The sequence below is a fragment of the Protofrankia symbiont of Coriaria ruscifolia genome, from assembly GCF_900634745.1.
GTDB classification, from domain to species: Bacteria; Actinomycetota; Actinomycetes; order Frankiales; family Frankiaceae; genus Protofrankia; species Protofrankia californiensis.
Map to the genome: position 1 here is coordinate 1 of NZ_CAAAFR010000182.1, position 17225 is coordinate 17225.

19 protein-coding genes are annotated in these 17225 nt (G+C 67.7%); 4 read left to right on the forward strand and 15 right to left on the reverse strand.

The features are described 5' to 3' along the window. Window positions 1-179 precede the first annotated feature (179 nt). Entirely contained in the window at window positions 180-830 is a 651-nt protein-coding gene (locus CV1CTNOD_RS20080; RefSeq protein WP_131787557.1) for a sugar-binding protein, read from the forward strand. A 195-nt stretch (window positions 831-1025) separates the two neighbouring features. Here CV1CTNOD_RS20080 and CV1CTNOD_RS20085 read toward each other — a convergent pair whose 3' ends face one another. The 5 genes from CV1CTNOD_RS20085 to CV1CTNOD_RS20105 all read right to left on the reverse strand — a co-directional run bounded on the left by CV1CTNOD_RS20085 (window position 1026) and on the right by CV1CTNOD_RS20105 (window position 5028). Continuing rightward, window positions 1026-1307, reverse strand: coding sequence for a hypothetical protein (locus tag CV1CTNOD_RS20085; protein WP_131770979.1), 282 nt, complete (start codon window positions 1305-1307; stop codon window positions 1026-1028). Beyond that, window positions 1304-1921, reverse strand: a complete 618-nt coding sequence (locus CV1CTNOD_RS20090) for a YkvA family protein (RefSeq protein WP_131787558.1) — start codon at window positions 1919-1921, stop codon at window positions 1304-1306. Before CV1CTNOD_RS20090 ends, CV1CTNOD_RS20085 begins: the two co-directional genes overlap by 4 nt. A 116-nt stretch (window positions 1922-2037) precedes the next feature. Further along, window positions 2038-3807, reverse strand: coding sequence for a 3-hydroxyacyl-CoA dehydrogenase family protein (locus tag CV1CTNOD_RS20095; RefSeq protein ID WP_131787559.1), 1770 nt, complete (start codon window positions 3805-3807; stop codon window positions 2038-2040). A 140-nt stretch (window positions 3808-3947) separates the two neighbouring features. Further along, window positions 3948-4301, reverse strand: coding sequence for a hypothetical protein (locus CV1CTNOD_RS20100; RefSeq protein ID WP_242606864.1), 354 nt, complete (start codon window positions 4299-4301; stop codon window positions 3948-3950). A 316-nt stretch (window positions 4302-4617) separates the two neighbouring features. Next, complete coding sequence (locus CV1CTNOD_RS20105) at window positions 4618-5028, reverse strand: type II toxin-antitoxin system VapC family toxin (protein ID WP_131787560.1); 411 nt, start codon at window positions 5026-5028, stop codon at window positions 4618-4620. A 312-nt stretch (window positions 5029-5340) separates the two neighbouring features. Between CV1CTNOD_RS20105 and CV1CTNOD_RS20110 the strand changes: the two genes are divergently transcribed. Next, window positions 5341-6000, forward strand: a complete 660-nt coding sequence (locus CV1CTNOD_RS20110) for an NB-ARC domain-containing protein (protein ID WP_165485642.1) — start codon at window positions 5341-5343, stop codon at window positions 5998-6000. 525 nt (window positions 6001-6525) lie between these two features. On the opposite strand, the gene CV1CTNOD_RS25025 is transcribed toward CV1CTNOD_RS20110, so the two are convergent. The 7 genes from CV1CTNOD_RS25025 to CV1CTNOD_RS20140 form a co-directional block, all read right to left on the reverse strand. Then, window positions 6526-6711, reverse strand: coding sequence for a hypothetical protein (locus CV1CTNOD_RS25025; RefSeq protein ID WP_165485643.1), 186 nt, complete (start codon window positions 6709-6711; stop codon window positions 6526-6528). Window positions 6712-6753: 42 nt separating this feature from the next. Then, window positions 6754-7416 (reverse strand): endonuclease NucS, encoded by a 663-nt coding sequence (gene nucS, locus CV1CTNOD_RS20115; RefSeq protein ID WP_131787562.1) that lies wholly within the window; start codon window positions 7414-7416, stop codon window positions 6754-6756. Between the two features lie 185 nt (window positions 7417-7601). Next, window positions 7602-8192, reverse strand: coding sequence for a DUF6328 family protein (locus CV1CTNOD_RS20120; RefSeq protein ID WP_207386564.1), 591 nt, complete (start codon window positions 8190-8192; stop codon window positions 7602-7604). A gap of 13 nt (window positions 8193-8205) precedes the next feature. Next, window positions 8206-8850 (reverse strand): HD domain-containing protein, encoded by a 645-nt coding sequence (locus tag CV1CTNOD_RS20125; RefSeq protein ID WP_131787563.1) that lies wholly within the window; start codon window positions 8848-8850, stop codon window positions 8206-8208. A gap of 253 nt (window positions 8851-9103) precedes the next feature. Further along, window positions 9104-11122, reverse strand: coding sequence for a protein meaA (locus CV1CTNOD_RS20130; protein WP_131787564.1), 2019 nt, complete (start codon window positions 11120-11122; stop codon window positions 9104-9106). A gap of 56 nt (window positions 11123-11178) precedes the next feature. After that, window positions 11179-11796: a hypothetical protein gene (locus tag CV1CTNOD_RS20135; RefSeq protein ID WP_131787565.1), complete on the reverse strand. Its 618-nt coding sequence runs from the start codon at window positions 11794-11796 to the stop codon at window positions 11179-11181. A gap of 90 nt (window positions 11797-11886) precedes the next feature. Then, a complete protein-coding gene (locus tag CV1CTNOD_RS20140; protein WP_131768424.1) occupies window positions 11887-12231 on the reverse strand; it encodes an STAS domain-containing protein in 345 nt (114 codons plus the stop codon). A 508-nt stretch (window positions 12232-12739) separates the two neighbouring features. Between CV1CTNOD_RS20140 and CV1CTNOD_RS25885 the strand changes: the two genes are divergently transcribed. Then, complete coding sequence (locus tag CV1CTNOD_RS25885) at window positions 12740-13168, forward strand: hypothetical protein (protein ID WP_206445408.1); 429 nt, start codon at window positions 12740-12742, stop codon at window positions 13166-13168. A gap of 31 nt (window positions 13169-13199) precedes the next feature. Here the strand turns inward: CV1CTNOD_RS25885 and murA are convergent, their stop codons facing one another. Beyond that, window positions 13200-14489 (reverse strand): UDP-N-acetylglucosamine 1-carboxyvinyltransferase, encoded by a 1290-nt coding sequence (gene murA / locus CV1CTNOD_RS20150; RefSeq protein ID WP_131787566.1) that lies wholly within the window; start codon window positions 14487-14489, stop codon window positions 13200-13202. 245 nt (window positions 14490-14734) lie between these two features. Between murA and CV1CTNOD_RS20155 the strand changes: the two genes are divergently transcribed. Further along, window positions 14735-15307 (forward strand): cob(I)yrinic acid a,c-diamide adenosyltransferase, encoded by a 573-nt coding sequence (locus CV1CTNOD_RS20155; protein WP_131787567.1) that lies wholly within the window; start codon window positions 14735-14737, stop codon window positions 15305-15307. A gap of 73 nt (window positions 15308-15380) precedes the next feature. Here the strand turns inward: CV1CTNOD_RS20155 and CV1CTNOD_RS20160 are convergent, their stop codons facing one another. Both CV1CTNOD_RS20160 and atpD read right to left on the reverse strand, forming a co-directional pair. Then, window positions 15381-15653 carry a F0F1 ATP synthase subunit epsilon gene (locus tag CV1CTNOD_RS20160; protein ID WP_131787568.1) on the reverse strand — a complete coding sequence of 91 codons (273 nt, stop codon included), beginning with the start codon at window positions 15651-15653 and terminating at the stop codon, window positions 15381-15383. 54 nt (window positions 15654-15707) lie between these two features. Next, window positions 15708-17147: a F0F1 ATP synthase subunit beta gene (gene atpD / locus CV1CTNOD_RS20165; RefSeq protein WP_131787569.1), complete on the reverse strand. Its 1440-nt coding sequence runs from the start codon at window positions 17145-17147 to the stop codon at window positions 15708-15710. Window positions 17148-17225: the final 78 nt, after the last annotated feature.

The window sequence follows — 17225 nt, forward strand, 5'->3', positions numbered from 1 at the left end:
GGGGTATAGGGGGTACAGGACCGTCTCCGGCGGCCGGTGCGTGCACCGGCCGCGCCCTTAAGCCGGATTTCTCGAGCACAAACCTGGCGATCGGCGCACTTTCCGGGAGACTTGATGTACGTCGGTCCACCGGCCCCGAGGAGGTCAACCATGACACTGGTCTGGCACGCTGATGTCCCATGACCGAACAAACCGATCTCATCCCGATGTCCGGCGGTGCGGACGCCTCGCCGGAGTTCGATCTGGTTCGTCGCGGCTACGACCCGCATCAGGTCAGGGCTCACGTCAACTGGCTCGTCGAACAGCTGCGGGAGGCGGAGTCACATCGGGCGGCAGCCGAGGCCGCGGCCTCTGAGGCGGCCACCGAGGCCGCCGCGTTGCGTGACGATCTCGCCGCCAACCGACCGGCCTGGGAGGAGTTCGGCGACCGGATCACCAAGATTCTCCAGCTGGCCGAGGAAGAAGCGGCCGCCGTCCGCGTCGAACGGACCCGGGAAGCCGAGGTGGCGCTGGAGGAGGCTCGGCAGGCCCACGCCGACGCGCAGCGCATCCACGAACGGACGATCCGGGAAGCCGAGACAAAGGCTCAGGAAATCATCTCGGCAGCGGAGACGCAGGCGGAGCAGATCGTCGCCGACGCCCGTGCGACTGCCGAGACAACCGAGAACGAGTCGCGGCGCAGGCTGGCCGATCTCGGTCGTCAACGCGACCAGGTGACCGCTCAGCTCGGCCAGTTGCGCGACCGGCTGGCAGCGGCAATGGCCCCACTGGATCTCAGCGCGGACCCGGAGCCGACGGACGACGAGCAGCCCACAGCCGTCCGTTCCTGATCGTGCCACTGCCTGAGCGGGTCGTTGCCTGATCGTGCCACTGCCTGATCAGGTCGTTGCCTGATCAGGTGTCGGACCTGCCTGTCATCGGCCCGGGCCCGTCCGCCCGCAGCCGGGCCAGCGGGCCGCAGCCGGTGTCAGCCGGGTCTGTGTCAGCCGGTGTCAGCCGGGTCTGTGTCAGCCACCCGGCCGTCGCTACCGGCCCGACGGATTCCGGCGGTCGCGGCGGGTCCAGCAGATCGTGTGCCAGTGCCTGCGGTCGGCGACCTGGTCGTCGAGCCAGCACACCACATGTGGGGTGGCCGGGAGTATCTCCTGCTCACAGCCAGGGCAGCGGTAGTACTTGTACGCGGCCGCCCCGCTGACCCGGCGGACGATCCAGTCTCCGTCCGGATGCCGTTCGGTTATCTCGGATCCGACGATCACGGGCGGCTGAGGTGCCTGCGCCCGCACCCGCCGGGACCGTCGCCGGGTCACCTCGGGCGCGTTGCCGACGGACCCTGCGGGCGGTGGGTCCACGACCCACCCGGCTGCGGCCCGCTCGACGGCGATCCGTCGGAGCGCGACCCACCGGATGCGGATGGGGTGGACGGCGGTGTGTCAGTTGCCGATGTCCGGTTGACGACTTCGCCTTCGACGACACGGTACGGGTCCGCACCGGCCGCCGGGTGACGCCGGGAAGCATTGATCCGATCGATGGTCGACTCGGCGATCGTCTTCGCCAGTTTCACCTTCCGGATCACCCCCCGCGGTGACGACAGTGCGGAGGAGGCACCCAGCATGATCTGGAAGGCTCGGTCGCTGCCGCGCCAATGCTCCCGCAGCACAGCCTCACCCGCGCCGATCTCCAGGCGACGGAACGCGAAGGCCACGATCGCGACATCGTCGAGCTGACCCACCACCGGGATCAGATTCGTCAGCCGGTTCTTCGGAGACACCAGATACGCAAGCGCCCCGGCGGCCTCCAACTTGGCCGACTGGGAAACCCGCGGATCAGCCAGGACGCGCCTGAGCATCACCACGAAATCGGGCACGAACGTCACGATCTCGCGACCCACTTCCCGGGCGGCATCCTTGTCCAGCGGGATCATCGCGGCATCCTCCGGTACGGCAGTGGGAGCCGGCGTGTCGGTGACGAATCACGCCGTACGGCGCCATCGTAGGCGACGAAGCCGATGCCGGAGCCGGCCCGAAACCGGTGTGGTGGTCAGTAGACCCGGAACCCCCGGCGGGTCTTGCGACCGAGATAACCCGCCCTGACAAGGTGTTCGAGCAGGGGCGCCGGAGCGTAGCCGGGCTCCCTGAAGTCCAGGTACAAAGCACGCTGGATGGCGAGCGTCACATCCAGACCGACGACGTCGGCGAGTCCGAACGGCCCCATCGGGTGACCGCAGCCGACCTTCATCGCCGTGTCGATGGTCTCGACGTCCGCGTAATGGGCCTCCAGCATCTTCACGGCGTCATTGAGGTAGGGGAACAGCAGGGCGTTGACGATGAAGCCGGCCCGATCACCGCACAGTACCGGATGCTTACCCGCCGCCCGCGCCACCTCGAAAGCCGTGGCGGTGACATCGTCGGCGGTCAGGACGGTGGGCACGATCTCCACCAGGCGCATCACCTGCGCCGGGTTGAACCAGTGCATCCCCACCACGTCCTGCGGGCGGGCGGTGGCGGCCGCACACTCGATCACCGGCAGGGACGACGTGGTCGTCGCGAGGACCGCCCCGGGAGGCACCACCGCGTCGAGTGCGGCGAACAGGGCGCGCTTGACCGCGAGATCCTCCACGACCGCCTCGATGACGAGGTCGCAGCCGGCGAGGGCGGACAGGTCAGTCGTGCCCCGTACCCGGGCCAGGGCCGCGGCCCGGTCATCCGAGGAGATCTTTCCTTTCTCGACGCCCTTGTCGAGCGAGCGTTCCAGCTTCTTGCGGACAGCGGCGATCTTCTCCTCGCCGCGAGCATGGAATACCACGTCGTAGCCGTACCGGGCGCAGACCTCGACGATCCCGGCGGCCATGGTTCCGCTGCCGATGACACCTGTCGTGCGCACCGGCCGGGCCTGTCCGCCGGTTGCCGGCCCGGCCGTGGTCACCGCATCGACGATCTCGGAGGCGTCGGGGGCCGCGTACGTGTAGAAGCCACGCCCGGTCTTGCGGCCGAGCATCCCGGCGGTGACCAGCTGCTTGAGCATCGGCGCCGGAGCGTGCAGGTGGTCCCGGGATGTGTGGTAGATCGAGTCGAGGATCTCGTAGGCCGAGTCGAGCCCGATCAGGTCGAGCAACGCGAGCGGGCCCATCGGGTGCGCGCAGCCCAGGCGCATGGCCGCGTCGATGTCCTCGCGGGTGGCGTAGTGCGCCTCCAGCATCCGCACGGCGCTGTTCAGGTAGCCGAACAGCAGGGCGTTGACGATGAAGCCGGCCCGGTCCGCGGCGATCACCGCGGTCTTGCCGACCTTCGTGACGAGGGCTTCGACGTCCTCCAGCGCCGTCGCGTCGGTGACAACCGTGCGGACGATCTCGACCAGCCCCATGATCGGCGCCGGGTTGAACCAGTGGGTACCGACGACCCGGGACGAGCGGGAGGTTCCGGTGGCGAGTTCGGTGACGGACAGTGAGCTGGTGTTCGTCGCGATGATGGTCCCGGACGGACACAGCGCGTCCAGCTCGGCGAGGACCGCCCGCTTGTCCTCGATCCGCTCGGGTACCGCCTCGATGACCAGCCGGCAGTCCGCCACCGCCGACAGGTCGGTGCCGGCGTGGATCCGCGTGAACAGCGCGTCCCGGTCGGCCTCGGTCAGCTTGCCGCGGCTGACCGCCCGGTCCGTCGAGTGGCGGACGTGCCTGAGCCCCCGGGCCAGCGTCTCGCCGTTGAGCTCGACGCCCACCACGTCGATGCCGGCGCGCGCCAGGACCTCGGTGATCCCCGCGCCCATGGTGCCGAGCCCCACCACGCCAACCCTCGTGAAGTCCTGAACCATGCCGGACCACCCCTCTCGTCGCTGTCGTTGTGCCCGCCAGGGGTGCGCGAATACTCCCAGATCCTCGACGCGCAAGCTCACAACCGCCACTTCACGTGGCATCCACTCGCAAATAGGGCAATCGATCAGAAATTGGACGATCAACCGTACTGGAGAATCGAATTCTCGATGAGAAGGGCGGCGTTGTATCCTCTGCCCGCCCCGACCTCCAGCACGTTCATGACTTCCCGCACGTCGAGCAGGTCGAGCATCCTGCTCATGACCGCCGGCGCGCTGGACGAGCTGGTCGGGAAGATGCCCCTGCCGTCGTCGCGTTCCCCGTCGTCGGCCTGGATGACGATCGAATCGCCGCCGTTGACGAGCGCCAGCCATGCTTCGGGATCCTCGGCCCGGTCGAGCGGGACCAGCCATCCGTCCGCCCGTCTCACCCAGACCACGTCGGGAATGAAATCCTCGCGCTTCACGCCTTTCCCGTCCCATGACAGGTCACGCACCGCACCGTCTGCGTCTGCGTCTGCGTCTGCCGCTTCCCGCCCGGCCCGTCGCCATCGGTCCGCACCGTAATTCTGACATCGAGCCGTAACGCCCACAAAGCATCCCGACGATACCGAGAAAGAGTAAGAAAAATGTAAAACTTGCCATTTTCAACGATATGGAGAACAGGGATTTTGTTGGTGAGAAAAATCACCCTTCCGCTCCAGTTTTGCTTTCTATAGCAGTCGGATGTGATAAGAGAACAAACCTTCCGGTAGCTCCAGTCTCCACTCCGGGCATAATACCAGACTAGGATAACTTTACTGCGACAAAGCACTACGGCAGTAACGTCAGCGCGGGAACGTGACTCGGCCTGACAACACTGAAGTGCCGACGGTCGATAGTGGCGACCCGATCCACGCGGAAACGCTCCGCGATGGCAATCACGGAGGCGTCGACCGAACCGAATGGGAAGTCAGCGTACCGGCGAACCAGCTCGGCCATCCGATTCAGATCGGCGGACGTAAGACGGACCAGCTCGAAGGTTCCCCGCGCTACCTGCTCCAGAAAGGGGGCTTCGGCCTCCGGCCAGCGCTCCAGCAACCAGCAGACCTCGGTGAGCACCGGGCTGGGCAGCAGCCGGCGGCCCTTAAGCGAGACCGGGAGCGAAGCACACTCGGCGTGCCGCCGATCATTCGCGTTGAGCGCTGCGACCACGGGACCGGTATCGAGGACGGTCGCGATCACACTGAATCGCCGAAACGCAACCGCATGCGCTCGCGGATGTGATCGTCATGTCGCTCGGCCAGATCCGCCGGGCCATGGATGCTGCCGATCAAGGCCAGTAGCCCCGATGGGACGGCCTCTTCATGTGAGCAGGACGGGGGCTGGGGTGGGCGGACGACGTCTCATACTGGAGATCGCAGCAGTCATCGTAGCCGTTCTCGGTGGGCTGGCGGCCGGTCCGGCCTCATCGCTGGGCCACTGGTGGGGCCCTTTGGATCTGGTGCGCCGGTATCCCGCGGGTGGGCGGCCCTCATTTTCGCTGCGCTGGCCGCGGTGGTGACTCTGTTGTTGGCACGGATGCAGGATAGTCCGGCAGCAGGGACGAACGATCGACTGGAGGCACCTCCGGACATACCCGAAGAGGCGATCAGGCGTACAGAAGCCGAGTCGATCATCGCCGTTGTCTGCTCGCGGCGGGGCCGCACGGTAGGGATCACCACGGCGTTGACAGGCGCGGGCGGCTTCGGGAAGACGACACTGGCCAAGTTCGTGTGTGATGACAAAAGGGTACGGAAATATTTCCGAAAATGGGTTTATTTCGTTACCGTGGGCCGCAATGTGCGGAGCGAAGCCGATATCGTCAATAAAGTCAACAAGGTTATCCAAAACATCGCCGGAGGCATCCCCACCTTTTCGAATTCGGAGAGGGTAGGCGGGCAACTGGGAGAGCTTCTGGAGCAGCGGCCCCGCACGCTGCTCGTTCTCGACGACGTCTGGGAGGAGAAACAGCTCAAGCTGTTCCTCAGGGGCGGCAGCCGGTGCGTGCGGCTGGTCACCACACGCGTCCCCGCCATCCTCCCGACCGGTTTCGGTACGTCACCGGTTCTGGTCGACAGGATGTCTCATGCAGAGGCCCGGCAGGTATTGACGCGGGAATTACCGCGTCTGCCAGAGGTGGTGACGCGGCATCTGCTGACGGTAACCGGACGGTGACCCCTGCTGCTGCACCTGACCAACAGAATGATCAAGGAGCAGGTGGAGGCCTGTGCCAACGCCGCCGCAGTCGCCGAGGAGACGCTACGGCAACTGCGGGAACGAGGGCCAGTAGCGGCGGACAATCAGTCGGCGCCACTGGATCTTGATAATCCTGAGCAGCGTAGTAAGGCTGTGCGGGCGACTGTGGAAGCCTCGGCCAGGCTCCTGCCTGCGGACGGCAGGGAACGGTTCACCGAGCTGGGGATCTTCGCTGCGAACGAGGCCGTCCCCGTGACCCTCATAGCCCGGCTATGGGAGGCTACCGGCGCGCTCGACGAGGCAAAGTCTCAGAGTTTGTGCGGAGAGTTGGCCCGCCTGTCCCTGCTCACACTGAAACCCGAAGCGGGGGGCGGTGTGACCCTGCACGACGTGATCCGCGACTATCTGCGCGGCGAACGCGGCCCCGACCGCCTGACCGCTCTCAACGGGACGCTGGTGAACGCCGTCGAGGCCGACCTGTCCCCAGCCGTCCCGCTCGCGCCCTCAGCGCCGCGACCGACGGCCGCATGGTGGGAACTGGCCGACGGATACCTGCTCGACCACGCCATCGACCACCTGCTCGCCGCGGGCCGCACCAACCAGACCGAAGCCCTCGCCAGCGACCTTCGCTGGGTCGAGACCCGGTTGCGCCACCGAGGGCCCACCGCCCCCTGGCGGGACCTCTCCCACATCCCCACCCCAACCGCCGCGGTACGAACCCGCGAAAGAGCGTCAGAACAGGGTGGGGATCGCGGGAGCCAGGCCGCGCAGGGCGTCGTAGTCGACCGTGACGCAGCCCAGGCCCCGGTCCGTGGCGAGCAGGCGGGCCTGCGGGGTGATCGACTGTGCCACCAGGATCCCCCGTACCGGGTGCGGCAGGAAGGGATCGTCCTGCAGGCGGGCGAGATAGCGGGTGAGCTGCTCGACGCCGTCGATCTCACCCTTGCGTTTCACCTCGACCGCGACGCTGGCGCCGTCGGCGTCCCTGCAGAGCAGGTCGACCGGGCCGATGCCCGTCTCGTACTCGCGGCGCACCAGGGTGAGACCCTCCTGGATCGCGTCCGGACGCTCGGCGAGCAGAACCTGCAGGTGCGCCTCGACGCCGTCCTTCTGCAGGCCGGGGTCCACGCCGAGATCGTGCGAGGAGTCATGCATGATCTCTTCAAGGGTGATGAGGAGCTGTTCGTCCGCACGGTTGGTCACCCGCCAGACACCGTCCGCCTCGGCTATCACGCAGGGCGGACTCATCCAGTTCAGCGGCTTGTAGGCCCGCCCGTCGGCGTGGATGGACACCGACCCGTCCGCCTTCACCAGCAGCAGGCGGACCGCGCTGGGCAGGTGTGCCGTCAGTCGGCCCACATAGTCGACGCTGCACCGGGCTATCACAAGACGCACGGTTCGGCACCTTACCGCGTGCCCGCCGGGGCAGGGCGGTCAGGTCGCCCGCCGGTGCGGTCAGGTCGCCCGCCGGTCAGGTACGTGAAGATCGGGTGGACGTAGGTCGGTCGGGTCAGCGCTGGCCGGGTCGGCGCCGATCCGGCTGACGCGGACCAGATCGGCACAGGCCCAGTCGGCGCAGGTCAGGTCGGTGGTCGGGTGGTCGGGTGGTCGTCGGTAGGCGTGCGATCGTCGGATTCGGACGGCCCGGGCCCGAGCGGTTCCGGATCCTGAGCATCCTCGCGAGGGGTCACCAGCTCCCGCAGGGTCAGTTGCGGTAGTACCCACCACAGCGCAACGAAGAACGCCACGGTCACCGAGCAGATCAGGACGGTGGCGAGCGAACCCATGAGCACGTCGACGACGAGCAGGACGGCGCCGTTGATACCCGCACCCAGCATGACCAGCCCGGCCAGCGCCATGGTGTTGGCCGCGGCGACCAACTGGGCGCGGGCGCCCCGGCGGAACACCATCCGGTGGTAGGCCACCGGGCCGATCAGCAGCGCGGACGCGGCGGCGACCACCAGCAGCGTGACGAGGTAGAGCGCCCGCTGGAAGTCAGTGACCTGGTTCCAGCGCTGGGTGAAGGGGAGGGTGAGCAGGAAGGCGAAGAGGATCTGCACACCGGCCTGCGCCACCCGGATCTCCTGGAGTAACTCGTTCCAGTTCCGGTCCAGACGCCTGGCCTTCGGCTCCGGAGAATCGTCCCGTGGGACGTCCGAACGACCGGGCATCGCCGTCTGGCCGTCACGTGGCGGATGCGGCAGGAGGGTCGCTCCCCCATGCAGCAGCCTTCCCCTCGACGGCCTTCTGGGCGGCAGCCCATTCGACCTGTGTGACAGCCCCTTCGGCGGCCTTCCGGGTGGCGACAAGGTCGTCGAGCAGGCGCATCCGGCTGGAGTAACGCTGCGCGTAGCGGTCCGCCCGATCCGCGGGCAGCCTGGCCAGCCGCGCCGGGTCGCCGTTGTCGGCCATGTCCACCCGCTTCACGGCAACGGCGAGGTCGTCGGCGGCAACGCGGGCAAGGTAGTCCTCCACCGGCTCTCCCGGACGGTGGCTGAGCGCGTCGACCGCCGCCACGACGGCGGGCGGGTAACCGAGGGAAACCAGATCCTCCAGGGTGACCGCGGAGTCCTCGACTACGTCGTGGAGCACCGCCGCCATCTGCGCGTGCTCGCGGTCGACCCCGGCCTCGTCCGCGGCGGCGGCAACCGCCCGCATCACCCGCAGCGGATGGCCGATGTATTCCTCGCCGACCTTGTCCAGCTGGCCGGCGTGGGCACGGGTGGCCAGCGCCACCGCGTCGTCCAGGGACGGAGCGTCGGAGACCACCCTGGGGACGGTACGCGCCCACCGGCTGCCTCGCACATCGGATCCGACCTGGCGAAACATCTCTCACCAGGCCCTTTGCGCAGCAGGATCGGCCACGTGGCAGAACCGGCCACGCGGCCCGAGCCAGCCACCGCAGTACAAACAGCAACCACGGTACGAACACGCGACCGCGGCGCGAGCGGCCGACCGCGGCGCGAGCGGCCGACCGCGGCCCGGCGCAGGAAGGTTCAGGAAGATTTCAGGCACCTGCCCCGCGGCGCGGTTCCGGTCGACAGACAGGCTCAGCTGGTCGGTGTCAACCGGTGGGTCGGGGTCAGTCCAGACCGTTCGCGGCTCGGACGACGTCGACTATGCCGTCCATGATCTCGGTGAGGCCGTAGTCCTTCGGTGTGTACACCGCGGCGACGCCGAGGGTCTTCAGCCGCTCGGCGTCCGCCTGCGGAATGATGCCACCGACAACCACGGGCACGTCACCGACGCCGGCCGCGCGCATCCCGTCGAGCACGACGGGCACCAGCTCCATGTGCGAGCCGGACAGAACCGACAGGCCCACGACGTGGACGTCCTCCTCCACGGCGGCGGCGACGATCTGCGCGGGGGTGAGCCGGATGCCCTGGTAGACCACTTCGAAACCGGCGTCACGGGCCCGCACGGCGATCTGCTCGGCACCGTTGGAATGCCCGTCCAGGCCGGGCTTGCCGACGAGGAACTTCAGCCGGCGCCCGAGCTCCTTGCCGGTCGCCACGACCCGTTCCCGGACGTCGGTGAGCTGCCGGCCGCCCGCATGCACCGACGAAGCGGCGGACACCCCGGTCGGAGCCCGGTACTCGCCGAACACCTCCCGCAAGGCACCAGCCCACTCACCGGTGGTGACGCCCGCACGGACGCAGGCGAGCGTGGCCGTCATCAGGTTCGCGTCGGTCTTCGCCGCGTCCCGCAGGCCGTGGAGGGCATCGTCCACGGCACGTGCGTCACGGCCGGCCCGCCATGCCTCGATGTCGGTGCGGGCAGCTTCCTCCACGGCCGGATCCACCGTCTGGATCGCCGTCGTCAGGTCGGCGAGCAACGGGTTCGGCTCGGTGGAGGTGAAGGCGTTCACGCCCACCACCATGTCCTCGCCCGATTCGATGCGCACCCGGCGGGTCGCATGCGAACGGACAAGCTCGGACTTCATGTAGCCGCTTTCGACCGCGGCAACCGCGCCACCCATGGCCTGCACCCGGTCGATCTCGGCCTGGGCGGTCTCGGCGAGGTCGGCCACCCGGCGCTCCACGACGACGGAACCCTCGAAGAGGTCGGGGTACTCCAGCAGGTCGGTTTCGTGGGCAAGGATCTGCTGGATGCGCAGGGACCACTGCTGGTCCCAGGGCCTGGGCAGGCCGAGCGCCTCGTTCCAGGCCGGTAGCTGCAACGCCCGGCAACGGGCGTCCTTCGACAGCGTCACGCCGAGGGCTTCCAGCACGATCCGGATGACGTTGTTCTCCGGCTGCGCCTCGGTCAGGCCGAGGGAGTTGACCTGGACGCCGTAGCGGAACCGTCGGTGACGTGGATCCTCGACGCCGTAGCGGGTCCGCAGCAGCGTGTCCCACAGCCGCGTGAACGCCCGCATCTTGCACATCTCCTCGACGAAGCGGACGCCGGCGTTGACGAAGAAGGAGATCCGGGCGCACACCTCGCCGGTGCGTTCCGCCGGCACCTGCCCCGAGGCGACCACGGCGTCGAGCACGGCGATGGCTGTGCACATCGAGTAGGCGATCTCCTGGACGGGGGTGGCGCCCGCCTCCTGCAGGTGGTAGCTGCAGATGTTGATCGGATTCCACTTGGGGATCTCGGTCACCGTGTAGGCGATCATGTCTGTGATCAGCCGCAGCGACGGCGCCGGCGGGAACACGTACGTCCCGCGGGAGAGGTACTCCTTGATGATGTCGTTCTGGGTGGTGCCGACGAGCGCGGCGGTGTCCGCGCCCTGCTCCTGCGCGACGACCTGGTAGAGCGCGAGCAGCCACATGGCCGTCGCGTTGATCGTCATCGAGGTGTTCATCTGGTCCAGCGGAATGTCGTGGAACAGCGCGCGCATGTCGCCGATGTGGGCGATCGGCACGCCGACCTTGCCGACCTCGCCGCGGGCGAGCTCGTGGTCGGGGTCGTAGCCGGTCTGGGTCGGCAGGTCGAACGCGACCGAGAGCCCGGTCTGCCCCTTGGCCAGATTTCGGCGGTAGAGGGCGTTGGTCTCCGCCGGGCTGGAATGGCCCGCATAGGTCCGGATGATCCACGGCCGGTCCCGCTGTGCACGAGCCTGCTCGGACTGGTCCTGCCGCGTCGCATCCGCCATCGCCACACTCGCTCCCGAAGGGTTGTCGGACGGCAAGAGCGTACCGGCGCGTACCGTCACGCGCCCGAACAGAGCGGCGGGCGTCCCTGCCACGCGGTGAACAGGCCGGTCGGCAAACCGTCGCAGGCCCTGGCACCCTGCGCGATCCGCTTCCACGGCCCGTTGCCCACCCGCTTCCACACCTGCGGGTTCGGCGGAGCCGCGGTCACGCCCGTGACCTGTGCCAGACCCACGGCCCAGTACTCGTCGGCGGCACTGTCAACGCCTTCGACTGCGCCGTAGAAGAGCTTCCCCTGCGGTATGACGACGTTGTCGGCAGTCAGCCCCGCGGCACCGGCCTCCTGCAGGGCGTACGCGAGACTCGCGCCGAGAGCACGCCGATCCACGGGCCGAACCCTCATCTGGTGTGCCGTACCCGGCTGGCGGCTGCCTTCCCATGCGGACGGTTCCAGGGGCGGTTGCAGCTCGGCAGGTGGTGCCGCGGTGGGCGCCGTCCGGGGTGTGGGCGTGTCCGCCGGTGCCGTGGCCAGACCGATGGCCACCCCCAGGACGATCGCGGCGGCGAACGCGCCCGCGATGATCAGTGGGCGGCGCGGGTCAGCGGGCCGGCCGCCACCTCTGCGGTACGCCCGACCACCCGCTGGGCTCAGCCGCTGCGCATCGACGTCGAGCATGTCCCTCCCCGGCCGGCTCCATCATTCCACGTTGTACGGCTACGTCCCGGAACCGGGTGCCGCCGTCCTACACCGGTCAGCCACAGCAGATCAGGCATGACCGACATGGAACAGATCGGCATCCTCGACCTGGAGGAAACGTCCGAGACGATTCGCCGACAGCAGCCTGTCCAGATCGGCGGGCACATCGACGAGCACCATCGACCGTCCGGAACGCCGAGCCCGCCGCACCCCACCCAGCAGCACGCCGAGCGCCGCATGATCGACAAGCTCCAGGTCCGCCACGTTCACCCGCAGCCGCCCCCTGCCAGCATCGATCGCGGTATGCAGCCGCAGCCGCAGATCACCGACCGTCCGCACATCGACCCGACCGTGCAGGCGCACGGTCTGGAGCTCTTTACCACCGTCGTTACGAAGCATCACGTTCTCGCTCATCAGGCCTCCCGTCCCCCCTGATCCATGCCCTGACCGATCGGACATCCGCAAGCACTTGGGGTCTTCAGGCGACGCGAGAGAAGCTGCGCTCGCGCCACCTGAAAGCCGACCAGGGCATGCCCGGCGATCAGAGGTTGTCGGACGTGGCCGGCCGCGTATCCTGGCCGACGGTTCCCGTACCCTCCGTTTCGATCCGTGTCGCACCAACGGCGAAGTGTGCAATGCCTCGCCCATAACGCCAGTATCTATGGTCACAGAGTGGCCGTTCAGATGGGCTGACGTGCATGGCTGCGAAATCGTCACTCGGATTGCCGCGCACCCTGACCCACTGAGCCAGGGCGCCGGGTGCTCGGGCTGCGGAATCGTTATTCGGATTGCCGCGCAACGTGACGAGGAGACGAAACACGCAATACAAACAACTATAACGCTATGTTCGGCCAAGACTACGCTTACGACTGCGACGCGACCCACGTATGAACGCCTGCGCGCAAGCGACGGCGCTGAGACGATGAAGACCGTCCGGCCCGTCGGCCCGGACAGCCGGGAGGTGACGGTGCCACTGAACAGCCTGCACTACACGATCGGTCCGGCCATCGCCGTCGCCGCCACCGCCGTACTCGTGGCGGTGTGCAGATGGGTCTTCACACCGACCCGGACGCGCGGTAACCCGGACGTCTCCCTCTACCACGCCGACTTCGGCATGCTGGTACCCATAGCAACACTACGCACACCATCGGAGGCGGACCGGATGCGCCAGCTCCTGCGTCAGCACGGGATCCGGTCGACCTCGGGCGCGGCGGCACTCGGTCCGATCCAGGTGAACGCCGACGGGAAGATCCGGCGCCACCACACCTCCGCATGGCACGTCATGGTGTTCCCCGAGGACTCCATGCGGGCCCGCGCGGTGGTGGCCGGCACGGAACGGGACTGGGCCTGAAGACCTCTCTGGCCGCCAGGTCCACGTCTGTTCAGCGACCTCCCGGGTCCGCACATCCCGCAAGCGACTCCCGCCGGATGTCCGCGCCGAGAACGCGCAACTGCTCGACGAAAGCGGCGTAGCCGCGGTCGATGTGGTGGACCTCGCTGACGCTGGTGGTCCCTTCCGCCACCAGACCGGCCAGCACAAGCCCGGCCCCCGCCCGGACGTCCGAGGCCACCACATGCGTGCCGACCAGGCGGTCACTGCGGCGTACCACGACATGGTGGCCGTCGGTACGCAGCTCCGCGCCGAGTTTGCGCAGCTCGCGGCAGAACACGAAGCGGCTGTCGAAGACGTTCTCGGTGATCAGGGAGACGCCTTCGCTGACCGCTTCCAGGGCGATGGTCTGCGGCAGGAGATCCGTCGGGAAACCCGGATAGGGCAGGGTCACCACGTCGATCGAACGCGGCGGACGGTCCGCCAGGACCCGGAAGCCGTCCGGCTGGGTGTCCACTGTCGCACCCGCCGCCGTCAGCTTGTCGAGCACGATCTCAAGGTGGTCGGCACGGCCACCCCGAATCATCACGTCGCCACCGGTCATGAGCGCGCCGATGGCGAAAGTCCCGGCCACGATCCTGTCCGCGACGGTGCTGTGCGTGGTCGGCCGCAGTTCGTCAACTCCCTCGATGACCAGCGTGGACGTGCCCGCTCCGTCGAGATGCGCGCCCATCGACACGAGCATCGCGCACAGATCGGCGATCTCGGGCTCACGAGCGGCGTTGTCGATCACCGTGGTGCCCTTGGCGAGCACCCCGGCCATCAGCAGGTTCTCGGTGGCACCGACACTGGGAAAGTCCAGCCAGATCGATGCCCCCTGCAGGCGGCCGGACGAACGGGCCACCAGGATCCCGGCCTCGACGTCCACTACGGCTCCGAGCTTGGTCAGCCCGTTGACGTGCATGTCCAGCGCGCGCGCGCCGATGGCGTCCCCGCCCGGAAGCGCCACCCGTGCCTCACCGCACCGGGCGACAAGCGGCCCGAGCACCACGACCGACGCCCGGATCCGCCGGACGAGATCACCGTCAGCCGCGGCACCGGGCCTCGCCGGCACGTCGATCGACAGTGAGCCCTGGGAGGTGTCCCGCTCGACGGTTGCCCCGAGCGCGCGCAGGACGTCGGCCATGACGGCCACGTCGAGAATGTCGGGTACCGCGCGAAGGGTCGTACGGCCATACGCCAACAGGCTCGCGGCCATCAGCTTGAGCACAGAGTTCTTCGCTCCCGGGACACGTACCTCGCCGGCCAGCCGATAGCCGCCCGTGGCGACGAACCGTTCCACGGGAGTCGATGCTATGGCCTTGCCAGCTGGTCTTCCGGGTCGGCCGGCCGGTGCGGCGAGGCCAGGTCGGCACACAGCATCCCTGGCCTGATCGCTCCAGCAACGACTAGCCGGCCCTGCCGGCAAAAATCCTCGGATGGGTTCGGTTCGCCGCCGGAGGCCCTGAGAACCCCTACCGGCCAAAGGACGCGCGACCATGCCTTTCGCGCGCCCGGAGGCCCTGAGAACCCCTACAGTGTGGCAGCATGGCCATCCACCTGACCCGGATCTATACGCGGACCGGGGACGACGGTACAACCGCGCTCGGCGACACCTCCCGGGTCCGCAAGACCGACCCGCGACTGGCCGCGTACGCGGACGTGGACGAGGCGAATGCCGCCATCGGCGTGGCGCTCGCCCTCGGTGCCCTCACCGAGGACGTCCGGACACTGCTGGCCCAGGTGCAGAACGACCTCTTCGATCTCGGCGCGGACCTGTGCACGCCGATCGTGGACAACCCGGCATTCCCCCCGCTGCGGGTGACCGAGACATACATCGACCGTCTCGAGGAAGCCTGCGACCGGTACAACGAGCACCTTCCCAAGCTGGATTCGTTCATCCTGCCGGGAGGCTCGCCCGGTGCCGCCCTGCTGCATGTCGCACGGACGGTCGCCCGCCGCACGGAACGCTCGGCCTGGGCGCTGCTGGAGCACGATCCGGAGCGCACCAGCGCCCTGCCTGTCCGTTACCTCAACAGACTCTCCGACCTGCTGTTCATCCTCTCGCGTGTCGCCAATCCCGGTGGCGACGTGCTGTGGAAACCGGGCGCCAACCGCTGACATCCGGGAAGACCGACGGTGACGCGATCATGATTTTCGCGTCACCGAAGGACTTCAGAAGCGCCGGACGGGCTCAGCTCCCAGCACCGGTGGACAGCGTCGCATGCTCCGCGAGAATACTCACGCCCTGCTCGGTCACGGAAAGAAAACCACCGTCCACCGCGACGGTCAGGGTCTCATTACCGGTCTTGACCCGTACCTCGCCGCCCTCGACGAGGACCCCGAGCAACGGGATGTGCCTGGGCAGCACACCGATTTCACCTTCCGTGGTCCGTGCGATAACCATGTCGGCATCCCCGGACCACACTTCACGTTCCGGCGAGACGATCGCCACCCGCATCGGCATCGTGCTGCCGTCCTTCCTGCTGTCACGTCACACTATTGAACGATCTCCGGAGGGTTAGAGCTCCTTCGCCTTCTTCTCCGCGTCCTCGATCCCGCCGCACATGAAGAATGCCTGCTCCGGAAGATGATCGTAATCACCCTCGGTCAGCTTCTTGAAGGACTTGATCGTGTCTTCGAGCGGGACGAAGGTGCCCGGAATGCCGGTGAACTGCTCGGCCACGAAGAACGGCTGCGACAGGAAGCGCTGGATACGCCGCGCCCGGTTGACGAGAATTTTGTCCTCCTCGGACAGCTCGTCGATACCGAGAATGGCGATGATGTCCTGCAGGTCCTTGTAACGCTGCAGGATGCGCTGCACCTCGCGGGCCACGTCATAGTGTTCCTGGCCGAGGTAGCGGGCGTCGAGGATACGCGAGGTCGAGTCCAGGGGGTCGACAGCGGGGTAGATCCCCAGGTCGGAGATGGCTCGCGAGAGCACCGTGGTCGCGTCGAGATGGGTGAACGTCGTGTGCGGCGCCGGGTCGGTGATGTCATCCGCGGGGACGTAGATTGCCTGGAGCGAGGTGATCGAGTGACCGCGCGTCGAGGTGATCCGCTCCTGCAGGACGCCCATCTCGTCCGCTAGCGTCGGCTGGTAACCCACCGCGCTCGGCATGCGTCCGAGCAGGGTGGAGACCTCCGAACCGGCCTGAGTGAACCGGAAGATGTTGTCGATGAACAGCAGCACGTCCTGCTTCTGGACGTCACGGAAGTACTCCGCCATGGTCAGCGCCGCGAGCGCGATCCGCAGGCGGGTACCGGGCGGCTCGTCCATCTGGCCGAACACCAGCGCGGTGTCGTCGATGACGCCGGCCTCGGTCATCTCCAGGAACAGGTCGTTGCCCTCACGGGTCCGTTCGCCGACGCCGGCGAACACCGAGACACCGCTGAACTGCTTGGCAACACGGTTGATCATTTCCTGGATGACGACCGTCTTGCCGACACCCGCCCCGCCGAACAGGCCGATCTTCCCGCCACGGACGTAGGGCGCCAGCAGGTCGATGACCTTGATACCGGTCGGGAACATCTCCGTCTTCGACTCAAGCTGGTCGAAGGCGGGTGCCGATGCGTGGATCGGCCTGCGCACATCCGTGTCGACGCTTGGGACGTCGAGCGGCTCGCCGAGCACATTGAACACGTGTCCCCGGGTGGCGTTGCCGACGGGAACGGTGATCGGCGAACCGGTGTCGTGGACGGGCGCTCCGCGCACCAGACCGTCGGTCTGCTGCATGGAGATCGTCCGTACGGTGTTGTCACCGATGTGCTGCGCGACCTCAAGCGTGAGCGTCGCGGTCTGTCCATTGATGGTGCGGTCAACGCGCAGCGCACGGTAGATCTCGGGGATCTCCTCGGGTGCGAACTCCACATCGACGACCGGGCCGATTACACGGGCGACCCGGCCGGTCCCAGGGGCCTTGCCCTCCGCCGCGGCGGGCGAGGTGGTGGTGACGGTCATGGCGTCCTCAGTTTCACTTGTGCCCTCCGTCGCCAGCCACTGCGTCAGGATGCCGGCGACTTCGGGCAGTTTCACCTG

Bases quoted from the DNA above. Each gene is read 5' to 3' on its own strand.
- CV1CTNOD_RS20080 (WP_131787557.1), top strand. From the start codon at position 180: ATGACCGAACAAACCGATCTCATCCCGATGTCCGGCGGTGCGGACGCC.
- CV1CTNOD_RS20090 (WP_131787558.1), bottom strand. From the start codon at position 1,921: ATGATCCCGCTGGACAAGGATGCCGCCCGGGAAGTGGGTCGCGAGATC.
- CV1CTNOD_RS20095 (WP_131787559.1), bottom strand. From the start codon at position 3,807: ATGGTTCAGGACTTCACGAGGGTTGGCGTGGTGGGGCTCGGCACCATG.
- CV1CTNOD_RS20120 (WP_207386564.1), bottom strand. From the start codon at position 8,192: ATGCCCGGTCGTTCGGACGTCCCACGGGACGATTCTCCGGAGCCGAAG.
- CV1CTNOD_RS20125 (WP_131787563.1), bottom strand. From the start codon at position 8,850: ATGTTTCGCCAGGTCGGATCCGATGTGCGAGGCAGCCGGTGGGCGCGT.
- CV1CTNOD_RS20130 (WP_131787564.1), bottom strand. From the start codon at position 11,122: ATGGCGGATGCGACGCGGCAGGACCAGTCCGAGCAGGCTCGTGCACAG.
- CV1CTNOD_RS20135 (WP_131787565.1), bottom strand. From the start codon at position 11,796: ATGCTCGACGTCGATGCGCAGCGGCTGAGCCCAGCGGGTGGTCGGGCG.
- CV1CTNOD_RS20140 (WP_131768424.1), bottom strand. From the start codon at position 12,231: ATGAGCGAGAACGTGATGCTTCGTAACGACGGTGGTAAAGAGCTCCAG.
- CV1CTNOD_RS25885 (WP_206445408.1), top strand. From the start codon at position 12,740: ATGAAGACCGTCCGGCCCGTCGGCCCGGACAGCCGGGAGGTGACGGTG.
- CV1CTNOD_RS20155 (WP_131787567.1), top strand. From the start codon at position 14,735: ATGGCCATCCACCTGACCCGGATCTATACGCGGACCGGGGACGACGGT.
- CV1CTNOD_RS20160 (WP_131787568.1), bottom strand. From the start codon at position 15,653: ATGCCGATGCGGGTGGCGATCGTCTCGCCGGAACGTGAAGTGTGGTCC.
- atpD (WP_131787569.1), bottom strand. From the start codon at position 17,147: ATGACCGTCACCACCACCTCGCCCGCCGCGGCGGAGGGCAAGGCCCCT.